General features: G+C 69.2%; 11 protein-coding genes. 4 read left to right on the plus strand and 7 right to left on the minus strand.

The annotated features are described in order from the left end of the window. Nucleotides 1–2 precede the first annotated feature (2 nt). The 4 genes from ampD (at nt 3) to CKO43_RS07580 (ending at nt 5,544) form a co-directional block, all read left to right on the plus strand. Nucleotides 3–590, plus strand: coding sequence for a 1,6-anhydro-N-acetylmuramyl-L-alanine amidase AmpD (ampD, locus tag CKO43_RS07565; protein ID WP_431191957.1), 588 nt, complete (start codon nt 3–5; stop codon nt 588–590). 233 nt (nt 591–823) lie between these two features. Further along, a complete protein-coding gene (locus CKO43_RS07570; RefSeq protein ID WP_200378294.1) occupies nt 824–3,694 on the plus strand; it encodes a ribonucleoside-diphosphate reductase subunit alpha in 2,871 nt (956 codons plus the stop codon). 133 nt (nt 3,695–3,827) lie between these two features. Next, complete coding sequence (locus CKO43_RS07575; protein WP_200227447.1) at nt 3,828–4,955, plus strand: ribonucleotide-diphosphate reductase subunit beta; 1,128 nt, start codon at nt 3,828–3,830, stop codon at nt 4,953–4,955. 253 nt (nt 4,956–5,208) lie between these two features. Beyond that, nucleotides 5,209–5,544 (plus strand): hypothetical protein, encoded by a 336-nt coding sequence (locus CKO43_RS07580; protein ID WP_200378295.1) that lies wholly within the window; start codon nt 5,209–5,211, stop codon nt 5,542–5,544. Nucleotides 5,545–5,629: 85 nt separating this feature from the next. Here CKO43_RS07580 and CKO43_RS07585 read toward each other — a convergent pair whose 3' ends face one another. The 7 genes from CKO43_RS07585 to CKO43_RS07615 form a co-directional block, all read right to left on the minus strand. Then, the gene (locus CKO43_RS07585) at nt 5,630–6,535 is read right to left on the minus strand and encodes a carbohydrate kinase family protein (protein ID WP_200227450.1); all 906 of its coding nucleotides are present in this window, start codon (nt 6,533–6,535) and stop codon (nt 5,630–5,632) included. Nucleotides 6,536–6,576: 41 nt separating this feature from the next. After that, nucleotides 6,577–7,572 (minus strand): zinc-ribbon and DUF3426 domain-containing protein, encoded by a 996-nt coding sequence (locus CKO43_RS07590; protein WP_200378296.1) that lies wholly within the window; start codon nt 7,570–7,572, stop codon nt 6,577–6,579. Between the two features lie 7 nt (nt 7,573–7,579). Further along, nucleotides 7,580–8,470, minus strand: a complete 891-nt coding sequence (gene prmA / locus CKO43_RS07595; protein WP_200227454.1) for a 50S ribosomal protein L11 methyltransferase — start codon at nt 8,468–8,470, stop codon at nt 7,580–7,582. Nucleotides 8,471–8,576: 106 nt separating this feature from the next. Then, complete coding sequence (gene accC, locus CKO43_RS07600; RefSeq protein ID WP_200227456.1) at nt 8,577–9,926, minus strand: acetyl-CoA carboxylase biotin carboxylase subunit; 1,350 nt, start codon at nt 9,924–9,926, stop codon at nt 8,577–8,579. Nucleotides 9,927–9,936: 10 nt separating this feature from the next. Then, nucleotides 9,937–10,383, minus strand: coding sequence for an acetyl-CoA carboxylase biotin carboxyl carrier protein (accB, locus tag CKO43_RS07605; RefSeq protein WP_200227457.1), 447 nt, complete (start codon nt 10,381–10,383; stop codon nt 9,937–9,939). A 274-nt stretch (nt 10,384–10,657) separates the two neighbouring features. Then, nucleotides 10,658–11,152, minus strand: a complete 495-nt coding sequence (locus tag CKO43_RS07610; RefSeq protein ID WP_200378297.1) for a TlpA family protein disulfide reductase — start codon at nt 11,150–11,152, stop codon at nt 10,658–10,660. Continuing rightward, a complete protein-coding gene (locus CKO43_RS07615) occupies nt 11,149–11,742 on the minus strand; it encodes a hypothetical protein (RefSeq protein WP_200227461.1) in 594 nt (197 codons plus the stop codon). The genes CKO43_RS07610 and CKO43_RS07615 overlap by 4 nt, the downstream gene beginning before the upstream one ends. Nucleotides 11,743–11,847: the final 105 nt, after the last annotated feature.

The following is an 11,847-nucleotide window of genomic DNA, read 5'->3' on the forward strand; positions in this document are numbered from 1 at the left end:
CGGTGGCCGTGCCGCGCCCGCGCTGGCGCGACGGCTGGTGGGCCGGTGCCCGCGCCTGCCCGTCGCCCAACTTCGGCCCGCGCCCGGGCGGCGAGGCCGTCACGCTGGTGGTGCTGCACTCGATCAGCCTGCCGCCCGGCGAATACGGCGGCGACGCGGTCGAACGCCTGTTCACGAACACGCTGGACTGCGACGCGCACCCCTATTACGAGCGGTTGCGCGGGCTGCAGGTCTCGGCGCACTTCGTGATCCGCCGCGGCGGTGAGCTGCTGCAGTTCGTCTCCTGCGACGAACGCGCCTGGCACGCCGGGCGCTCGTCGTGGCGCGGGCGCGAGAACTGCAACGACTGGTCGATCGGCATCGAGCTCGAAGGGCTGGAAGGCGAACGTTTCGAGACGCCGCAGTACGCCGCACTCGCGCGGCTGCTGGCGGCGCTCGCGCCGGCCTACCCGCTCGCCGAGATCACCGGCCACGAACACGTCGCGCCCGGGCGCAAGCTGGACCCCGGTCCGGGCTTCGACTGGTGCCGGCTCGAGCGCCTGCTCGTGCGCCGGGCACCGACGCTGCAGGTGGCTCCGGCGCGCGGCTGACGCCCGGCGCGGAGGGGCGGGAAATCCGCACCCCTACGCTATTCCTAGTGCATTGTGAGCTTGTTGCGCACTAGATATAGTGTTCCTTCGCGCCGTACATCCGTGCCGACAGCCGCTTGGGGACCGTTCTCCGCAAGGCGTCGGGCCGGTAGTCCCGCGTCGCGGCCCTCCCCGGCCGCGGCGACGACGGGACGGTGCCGCCATCCGCCACACCTCACCGACAGGGGAACCCCATGCAAGCAGTCCAGTCGCTCGCGACGCCGGCCGTCGTGCCCGGCCGCAGCCCGGCCGCCGCGCCGGCCGCCGGCGCCGTCACCGGCTACCAGATCATCCGCCGCAACGGCGCCGTCGTCGCCTTCGAGCCGAACAAGATCGCGGTCGCGCTGATGAAGGCCTTCCTCGCCGTGCATGGGGCGCAGGGCGCGGCCTCGGCCAGCGTGCGCGACACCGTGGACCAGCTGACCGAAGGCGTGGTGCGCGCGCTGCTGCGTTCGCGGCCGGGCGGCGGCACCTTCCACATCGAAGACGTGCAGGACCAGGTCGAACTCGGCCTGATGCGTGGTGGCCACCACGAGGTCGCACGTGCCTACGTGCTCTACCGCGAACGCCGCTCGCAGGAACGTGCCAGGCAGGCTGCCGCACCGCGGCCGGCGGCGCCCGAACTGCATGTGCTCGACGGCGGCCAGCGCCTGCCGCTGGACGCCGATGCGCTGCGCTCGCTGATCGAGTCGGCCTGCGCCGGCCTCGGCGCGGACGTGAGCGCCGCGCCCATCCTGGCCGAGACCCGGCGCAACCTCTACGACGGCGTGCCGATGGACGAGGTCTACAAGGCCGCGATCCTGGCCGCGCGCACGCTGATCGAGAAGGAGCCGGCGTACACGCGCGCCACCGCGCGCCTGCTGCTGCACACGATCCGGCGCGAGATCCTGGGCGCCGAGGTGCGGCCCGAGGCGATGGCCGCGCGCTACGCCGAGTACTTCCCGCAGTTCATCGGGGAAGGCGTGCGCGCCGAACTGCTGGACGAGGAACTGCAGCGTTTCGACCTCGCCCGCCTGGGAGCCGCGCTCAAGCCCGAACGCGACCTGCAGTTCGACTACCTCGGCCTGCAGACGCTGTACGACCGCTACTTCCTGCACATCGAGGGCCGCCGCATCGAGATGCCGCAGGCCTTCTTCATGCGCGTCGCGATGGGGCTGGCGCTGGGCGAGATCGACCGCGAGGCGCGTGCGATCGAGTTCTACGACGTGCTCTCCAGCTTCGACTTCATGTCCTCGACGCCGACGCTGTTCAACAGCGGCACGCGGCGCTCGCAGCTGTCCTCGTGCTACCTGACGACGGTGTCCGACGACCTCGAAGGCATCTACGACGCGCTCAAGGAGAACGCGCTGCTGTCCAAGTTCGCCGGCGGCCTGGGCAACGACTGGACCCCGGTGCGCGCCCTGGGCAGCCACATCAAGGGCACCAACGGCAAGAGCCAGGGCGTGGTGCCGTTCCTGAAGGTCGTCAACGACACCGCGGTCGCCGTCAACCAGGGCGGCAAGAGAAAGGGCGCGGTCTGCGCCTATCTCGAGACCTGGCACCTGGACATCGAGGAGTTCCTGGAGCTGCGCAAGAACACCGGCGACGACCGCCGGCGCACGCACGACATGAACACCGCGAACTGGGTCCCGGACCTGTTCATGAAGCGCGTCATCGAGGGCGGCGACTGGACGCTGTTCTCGCCGTCGAGCTGCCCCGACCTGCACGACAAGTTCGGCAGCGCGTTCGAAGAGGCCTACGTCGCCTACGAGCGCAAGGCCGACCAGGGCGAGATCCGCCCGTTCAAGCGCCTGCCGGCCAAGGACCTGTGGCGCAAGATGCTGACGATGCTCTTCGAGACCGGGCATCCCTGGATCACCTTCAAGGACGCCTGCAACCTGCGCAGCCCGCAGCAGCATGTCGGCGTCGTGCACTCCAGCAACCTGTGCACCGAGATCACGCTGAACACCAGCGCCGGCGAGATCGCGGTCTGCAACCTCGGCTCGGTCAACCTGGCGCAGCACATCGCCGACGGCGCCATCGACCAGGCCAAGTTGAAGCGCACGGTGGCGACGGCGATGCGCATGCTCGACAACGTCATCGACATCAACTACTACGCGGTGAAGAAGGCGCGCGACGCCAACCTGCGCCACCGCCCGGTGGGCCTGGGGCTGATGGGCTTCCAGGACTGCCTCTACCAGCTGCGCCTGCCTTACGCCAGCGACGCGGCGGTCGAGTTCGCCGACCGCTCGATGGAGGCGCTGTGCTACCACGCCTACTGGGCCTCGAGCGAACTGGCCGAGGAGCGCGGGCGCTACTCCAGCTACCGCGGCTCGCTCTGGGACCGCGGCGTGCTGCCGCACGACACGCTGGACCTGCTGGCCGCGGCGCGCGGCGGCCATGTCGAGGTCGACCGTTCGGCGACGCTGGACTGGGACGCCTTGCGCGCGCGCATCGCCGCGCACGGCATGCGCAACTCCAACTGCGTCGCGATCGCGCCGACGGCGACGATCTCCAACATCATCGGCGTCGACGCCTCGATCGAGCCCTGCTTCGGCAACCTCTCGGTCAAGAGCAACCTGTCGGGCGAGTTCACCATCGTCAACGAGTACCTGGTGCGCGACCTGAAGCGCCTGGGGCTGTGGGACGACGTGATGGTGATGGACCTGAAGCACTTCGACGGCTCGCTGCGCGCCATCGACCGCGTACCCGACGAGCTGAAGCGCCTGTACGCCACCGCCTTCGAGGTCGACGCGCAGTGGCTGGTCGAGGCCGCGGCGCGGCGCCAGAAGTGGATAGACCAGGCGCAGTCGCTGAACATCTACATGGCCGGCGCCTCGGGCAAGAAGCTCGACGAGATCTACAGGCTCGCCTGGACGCGTGGCCTGAAGACCACCTACTACCTGCGCACGATGAGCGCCACGCACGCCGAGAAGAGCACGGTGGCCCCGGGAGCGATGAATGCCGTGCCGCGCCACGGCGGGCTCGATGCCTCAGCGGCGACCGGCGCCACGGCCGCAGCGGAGCCGGCCAGCGACATCCGCTTCTGCTCGATCGACAACCCCGATTGCGAGGCCTGCCAGTAGGGCATTGGAGTACCTAACGTCGAAAGTGCGCATTCGCGGCGCCAAATGCGGGTCGCGAATGCGGACGAATGTCAACTAGTGCTTGGTGATCCCGAGCAAGCCCTCGATAATTCCGAATACAGGACGTCCACACATGCTGGTCTGGGAAGAAGAAGTTCGCAGCACTCCGGCGATCGCCCCCGCGGCGATTGCGCCCCAGTTGGACAAGGCCGCGCGCGCGGATGCCGCAGCGGCGGTGAACACGCGGCGCGTCAACGTTGCCGACAAGCGCATCATCAATGGTCAGACGGACGTGAACCAGCTGGTTCCGTTCAAGTACAAATGGGCCTGGGAGAAGTACCTCGCGTCCTGCGCCAACCACTGGATGCCGCAGGAAGTGAACATGAGCCGCGACATCGCGCTCTGGAAAGACCCGAACGGCCTGACCGAAGACGAGCGCCGCATCGTCAAGCGCAACCTCGGCTTCTTCGTCACCGCCGACTCGCTGGCGGCGAACAACATCGTGCTCGGCACCTACCGGCACATCACCGCCCCCGAATGCCGCCAGTTCCTGCTGCGCCAGGCCTTCGAGGAAGCGATCCACACCCACGCCTACCAGTACATCGTCGAGTCGCTGGGGCTGGATGAAGGCGAGATCTTCAACGCCTATCACGAGGTCGACGCGATCCGCGCCAAGGACGAGTTCCTGATCCCGTTCATCGACGCGATCATGGATCCGGCCTTCGCCACCGGCACGCCCGAGAACGACCAGACGCTGCTGAAGAGCCTGATCGTCTTTGCGTGCCTGATGGAAGGCCTGTTCTTCTACGTCGGCTTCACGCAGATCCTGGCGCTGGGGCGGCAGAACAAGATGACCGGTGCCGCCGAGCAGTACCAGTACATCCTGCGCGACGAGTCCATGCACTGCAACTTCGGCATCGACCTGATCAACCAGATCAAGCTCGAGAACCCGCATCTCTGGACGCCGCAGTTCAAGGCCGAGATCCGCGCGCTGTTCGAGCGCGCGGTCGACCTCGAATACCGCTACGCCGAGGACACGATGCCGCGCGGCGTGCTCGGCATGAACGCGTCGATGTTCAAGGGCTACCTGCGCTACATCGCCAACCGGCGCGCGACGCAGATCGGCCTGGAGGCGCTCTTCCCGAACGAGGAGAACCCGTTCCCGTGGATGAGCGAAATGATCGACCTGAAGAAGGAGCGCAACTTCTTCGAGACCCGCGTCATCGACTACCAGAGCGGTGGCGCCCTGTCATGGGATTGAGCGGGCGACAGTCTCCGCTCCACAAGGCGGGCCGCGGCCCGCTGCCGTCGCACGGTGCAGCGCTGCCCGTGCGACGTTTCACATCCGCGGCCCGGGGCACGTCGACGCCAGATGCGACGGCCCGAGGCCGCGACCCCATTCGTCGTACCGGGGCGAGTGCCCGGCTTGTCCGGGCGTCAGACCGCCGGACGACGGATTGCCGTGCCGCTCATGACGGTGCGGTGCTCTTTGCAACTTGATCAAGGAGATCGTGATGGCAACTGCGAAGAAGACCCCGGCCAAGGCGCCGGCTGCGAAGAAGGCCGCTCCGGCGAAGAAGGCTGCTGCACCCGCCAAGAAGGCTGCGGCACCCGCGAAGAAGGCGGCGGCTCCGGCGAAGAAGGCGGCTCCGGCGAAGAAGGCCGCGGCGCCGGCCAAGAAGGCGGCGGCCCCGGCGAAGAAGGCTGCCGAGCCCAAGGCTGCGGCCAAGAAGAAGGCTGCGCCGAAGAAGACTGAGCCTGCGCCTGCGGCCCCCGCTGCTGCACCTGCCGCGAAGACGACGCTGAGCCCGGCGGCTGCCTGGCCGTTCCCGACCGGCAACAAGCCCTGAACGGGCACCGGCCGCTCGCGCGGCCGGTTGTGTTGATTCCGAGCCCGGCCACAGGCCGGGTTTTTTCATGGGCGCGTCGTGCGCCTCAGACGCCGAGTGCGGCCCGGTCGATCACGTGGTTCTGGCCGCCGCGGCAGGCGATCTTCAGCGCGCCGATGCGGTTGCCCAGCGCCGCGCAGCGCTCCAGATCCCAGCCGCGTTCCAGGCCGTAGAGCAGCGCGGCGCGGAACGAGTCGCCGCAGCCGGTCGGCTCGACGATCTCGGCCGCCGCGACGCCCGGCACCTCGCGGCGCTGGCCGTCGATCCAGATCTCGCAGCCGTGCTCGCCTAGCGTGACGACGACGCCCTTCAGGTTCGAGCGCGACAGCCCCGCCAGATCGGTGCCGATGCGTTCGCACAGGATGCGGCCTTCGTAGTCGTTGACGGTGATCCAGCTCGCGATCTCGACCATGCGGCGCAGCGCCGGGGCGTCGAACATCGGCAGCTGCTGGCCCGGGTCGAAGATGAAGGGCACGCCGGCGGCGTGCAGCTGCTCGGCGTGTTCGCCCATCGCCTGGCGGTCGTCGGGCGAGATGATCGCGATCTTCAGGTCGGTGCGCGCCGGCACCTTGGCCCGGTGCGCGTGCTGCATCGCGCCCGGGTGGAAGGCGGTGATCTGGTTGTTCTGGACGTCGCTGATGATCATCGCCTGCGCCGTGAACGAGTCCGGGTCGACCATCACCAGCGAGGTGTCAGCGCCCCAGGCCTTCATGCGCGCGAGGTAGTCGCTGCCGTCGCTGCCGAGTGCGGCCATGACGACGGCCTCGCCGCCGAGCGCCTGCAGCGTATAGGCGATGTTGCCGGCGCAGCCGCCGAATTCGCGGCGCAGCGTCGGCACCAGGAACGACAGGTTCAGGATGTGCATCTGCTCCGGCAGGATCTGCTCCGCGATGCGGCCGGGATAGGTCGTGATGGTGTCGAAAGCGAGCGAACCGCAGATCAGGGCGGGCATGGGAACTCCAGGGAAATGCGCGCGACCGGCGCGCCGCGGTATCAGGGGTAGAAGATCTCGATCGTATAGCCGGCGATTGGCCGGCCGGCCGCGGACAGCGTGATCTGGATCGGCATTTCCGCCGCAGGTTGCACGGCTGGCGCCGCGATGCCGGCTTCGGCCGGCGTGATGATGCGGCGTGCGACGGTGCCGCCGCGGCTGTCCGATAGCGTCAGGTCCAGCGCCGGCACCGCCAGCGGCAGTGCCGAGCGGTTGCGCAGCAGCAGCTGCAGCTGGTACATCGCCGTGCCTTCCAGGCGCACGAGACCGCTGCTCTCGACGCTCAGGCCTTCGATTGCGCGTGGTGCCTCGATCGTGCACGCCGGCGCGTGGCACAAGGCCATCACCAGCGGCGCCGTGCCCGGCCAGCGCGCGACGACGAGGTCGCGGTACTCGAACGTGGCCTGGGCGCCGAGCGCGGCCGTGCCCAGCAGGCAGCAGGCCGCGAGCGCGGCGCGCACGCCGGGCCGGCGCCAGCGCGCCTCGCGTTCGGCGCGGCGCAGGAAGGCCGGTTGGGGTGCGGGCGTGCTGTCTGCCCGTTCCTCGGCAACGGTGTCGGCTGCGCGTGGGGCAGCCGGCGGTTCTAGGGGCGGTTCGTCCGGGGTCGCCCCGGGCGCTGCCGAAGCAGGCTGCGGTGCCGCCATGGTGTCCAGGCCGACGTCGAACACCGGCTCCTCGTGCGGGCGCGTGGCGCCCGGCGCGTCGTCGTAGCGGCTGGCGACGACGGTGTCCTCGTGGGGTTCGACGACGAGGTCATCGTCGTCATCGTCGTCGCGCGCGCTGAAGTCGGCCGGCGAGGCCGGCGCCGCAGCGGTGTCGATGTCGGCTTCCTGCGGTTCGGGCCTGGCCGTGTCGACGTCGAGTTCGACGAGGTTCTGGATCGCGTTGAAGACCTCGCCGCAGCGCCCGCAACGCACCCAGCCGTCGGAAACCCGAAGCTGGTCCTGCACCACACGGAAGACAGTGCCGCAGGACGGGCACCGGGCGGCGAGCGTCATGCGCCGATCATGCCATGCGCGTTGCCGTCATCAGGATCCAGCCGTCCTCCTGGTCGCTCACTTCGAGGCTCAGGTAGGGCGCGTATGCCGCCTTCAGTTCGTCGGCCTGGCGCTCCAGGATGCCGGCCAGCACCAGCGAGCCGCCGGGCGCGACGAAACCTGCGAGCAGCGGCGCCAGCAGCTTCAGCGGCGTTGCCAGGATGTTGGCCAGCACCAGCGGGTAGTCGCCGGCGGCGGCGGCGGGCAGTGCCGCCTGCAGCACGACGCCGTTGGCCGTCGCATTGGCGCGTGTCGAATCGACTGCCGCCGGGTCGATGTCGACTGCGTCCACCGCGGCAGCGCCGTGCAGCGCGGCCGCGATCGCCAGGATGCCGGAGCCGCAGCCGTAGTCGAGCACGCGCGGCCAGGCTTGGGCGTGCGCCGCGATCCAGCGCAGGCACATGCGTGTCGTCGGGTGCGTGCCGGTGCCGAAGGCCAGGCCCGGGTCGAGCCGGATCAGGCGCTCGGCGGCGGCCGGCGGTTCGTGCCAGCTCGGCACGATCCAGAAGCTGGGCGTGATCTCGACCGGGCCGAACTGCGACTGGGTGATGCGCACCCAGTCCTGCTCGGCCACCGGCTCCAGCGCCTGCAGCGACAGGCCCTCGGTCCAGTCCTGGGCCAGCAGCAGCGTGGCTGCGCCGTCGGCTGCGGCTTCGTTCTCGAACAGCGCGCGCAGCGTCGAGCGGCCCCAGGCCGGGCGCGGCGCCGGCATGCCGGGTTCGCCGAACAAGGCCTGCTCGGCTTCGGTGCCGGCGTCGGCGTCCTCGACCGAGACCGACAGCGCGTCCAGATCGTCGACCAGTGCGTCCGAAACCGCCTCGACCAGCGCTTCCGGCGCACGCAACACGAGTTCAAACATCATGTGTCCCCCCCCCGTAGCGCCATCGGCGCTCCCCCTAGGAGGAGCCGCCAGCGGCCCGGCAGAGCCGGTTCCGCTGCGGCAGCTTGATGGCGCGTCGGATCCGTCATCGCTTGTGTTGCGCCAGCCAACCTTCTAGGTAGTGGATGCTGGTGCCGCCTTCGATGAACTTGGCGTCCAGCATCAGCTCGCGGTGCAGCGGGATGTTGGTGTTGATGCCTTCGACCACGGTCTCGCTGAGCGCGCTGCGCATGCGCGCCAGCGCCTGGTCGCGCGTGTCGGCGTGCACGATGACCTTGCCGATCATCGAGTCGTAGTTCGGCGGCACGTAGTAGTTGGTATAGGCGTGCGAGTCCACGCGCACGCCCGGGCCGCCGGGCGGGTGCCACATCGAGATGCGGCCCGGCGACGGCGTGAACTTGTACGGGTCCTCGGCGTTGATCCGGCACTCGATCGCATGGCCGCGCAGCTGGATGTTGCGCTGCGCGAACGGCAGCTTCTCGCCGGCGGCGATGCGGATCTGCATCTGCACGATGTCGATGCCGGTCACGAGCTCCGTCACCGGATGCTCGACCTGCACGCGCGTGTTCATCTCGATGAAGAAGAACTCGCCGTTCTCGTACAGGAACTCGAAGGTGCCGGCACCGCGGTAGCCGATCTTCTTGCAGGCTGCGGCGCAGCGTTCGCCGACACGCTCGACGACGCGGCGCGGGATGTTGGGCGCCGGCGCTTCCTCGATGACCTTCTGATGGCGGCGCTGCATCGAGCAGTCGCGCTCGCCCAGCCAGACGGCGTTGCGGTAGTTGTCGGCCAGGATCTGGATCTCCACGTGGCGCGGATGCTCCAGGAACTTCTCCATGTAGACGGCCGGGTTGCCGAAAGCGGCGCCGGCTTCGGTGCGCGTCGTCTGCACCGCGTTCAGCAGCGCGGCTTCGGTGTGCACGACACGCATGCCGCGCCCGCCGCCGCCGCCGGCGGCCTTGATGATCACCGGGTAGCCGATGGCACGCGCCTGGCGGATGATCTCCTTCGGGTCCTCGGGCAGCGCGCCTTCGGAGCCGGGCACGCAGGGCACGCCGGCCTTGATCATCGCCTGCTTGGCCGACACCTTGTCGCCCATCATGCGGATCGCCTCGGGCGTCGGGCCTATGAAGACGAAGCCGCTCTTCTCGACACGCTCGGCGAAGTCGGCGTTCTCGCTCAGGAAGCCGTAGCCGGGGTGGATGGCCTCGGCGTCGGTGACCTCGGCCGTCGAGATGATCGCCGGCATGTTGAGGTAACTCTGGGCCGAAGCCGCCGGGCCGATGCAGACGGCTTCGTCGGCGAGCTTGACGTACTTGGCCTCGCGGTCGGCTTCCGAATAGACGACGACCGACTTGATGCCCATCTCGCGACAGGCCCGCTGGATGCGAAGGGCGATCTCGCCCCGGTTCGCGATGAGGATCTTCTTGAACACGGTGGCGTGCTTACTCGACGATGAACAGCGGCTGCCCGAACTCGACCGGCTGGCCGTTCTCGCAGAGGATGCGCAGGATGCGGCCGGAGCAGTCGGCTTCGATCTCGTTCATGATCTTCATCGCTTCGATGATGCAGACCGGGTCGCCTTCCTTGATCTGGGTGCCGACGTCGGCGAAGGCCTTCGCGCCGGGGCTGGAGGCGCGGTAGAAGGTGCCGACCATTGGCGACTTGATGACCTTGCCCTCGGGCTCTGCCGGAGCAGCCGGCTCGGCGGCAGCGGGTGCTGCGGCGGCGGGAGCCGGCGCGGCAGGCGCTGCGGCGACAGGCGCCATGGCGACAGCGGCGACACCGCCCTTGACGATGCGGACCTTGCCCTCGGCTTCGGTGATCTCGAGTTCAGAAATGTTCGACTCGGAAACGAGGTCGATGAGCGTCTTGAGCTTTCTCAGGTCCATGTCGGTCCTCTTTCTGACGGCAGGCTGTCCCGCCCGGAAACTTTGGTGAACGGCGAGCCTGAACCCTTTTGGGGCCCTGACGGCTGCGGCCGGTCAAGAACTTTATTGGATCGGCAGGTATCTGCCGCCTAAATCGCCAAACATACCAGCTGCATCCGGGGCCCTCCGGGGCTGGGACGTAGCTTGGAAAGGGCGGACTCTACGCCAAAATCGTTGCAGATGGCAGCAGTTTGGGCGGAACTGGCTCGGAGAACCCCGTTGCACGGGGTTGCCATCAGCTCAGCCAGGCTTCGAGCTCGGCGGCGGTCGTTTCGCCGAACTTGTGCTGCCGCCGGCGCCCGTCGCTGCCCATCAGCACGGTGTACGGCAGCCCGCTGCCGGGGTTCCCCAGGCCCTGCGACAGCGCCACGCCGCCGAAACCGGCGATGACGATGGGGTAGGAGACCGGCGCCTTCTGCAGGTGTTTGCGCACCGGCTCGGCTTGATCAATGGCAATGCCGAGGATGACGACGTCGGACCGGCGCTGCTGCAGCCGGTCGAGTTCGGGCATCTCCTGGACGCAGGGCGGACACCAGGGCGCCCAGAAATTGACGATCAGCGGCCGGCCGTGAAGCTCGGCAAGTGCGAGTTCGCTGCCATCCGGACGCGGCAGTCGCGAGGCCCACAAGGCCTGTTCGCCGGGATCGAGCCGGCGCCCGGAGGCGTAGCGCCAGGCCAGGCCGGCGCCGACACCGCCGACCGCCGCCGCCAGCAGCGCGCGCCGGATCAAACGTCCTCCGCCAGCAGGCGCTCCAGCGCCGCAAGGTCGCCGCGCCAGCTGCGGCCGCGTGCGTCGGGCTTGAGCGCACCGCGCACCGCGTCGTGTTCGTTGACCACCAGTTGCAGCGTGACGATTTCGCCGAGTGCCGCGCTGCGCTCGCCGACGATCAGCACCAGGGTCTCGCCGCTGCGCGGGCGGTCTATGCTGGCGCTGTCGTAGTCGACGCCGGCGTTGATCAGCGCGATCTCGGCGGCCTTGGAGTCGTCGCAGTACAGGTCGATCAGCACCGCCGAGCGGCGCGTCGCGGTGCCGCGCCAGACCGAACCGGCCAGGTGCGGGCGGAACTCGGCCAGCCGCCGCATCCACAGCCGCGCGGTCTCGCGCAGCGCGCGCAGCTCGGCCGGCTGGGTGTCGGCGCAGAACAGATCCAGGTAGGCGCGGACCTCGTCCTCGACCTCCTCGTTGCTCGGCAGCTCGGCGCCGCGGCCGCCGCGACGGCCGAGTTCGTGCGCGGCCTTGCGTTTGGCCGCGGCGTACTCCATGCCGTCTTCGACGACCAGGCGGGCCGCGGTGGCGGCGATTTCGGCTGCCGCGCTCATCGGGGCACCCGTCGGCCTGCGGCCGCTCGCGCCAGGCGGGACTGAGCCCCGGGCAGGTTCTGAAGGCTCACTGGAGCACCCTTCGGCCTGTCGGCCGGTCCCGCC

It is taken from the genome of Rubrivivax gelatinosus, from assembly GCF_016583785.1.
Taxonomy (GTDB): Bacteria; Pseudomonadota; Gammaproteobacteria; order Burkholderiales; family Burkholderiaceae_C; genus Rubrivivax; species Rubrivivax gelatinosus_B.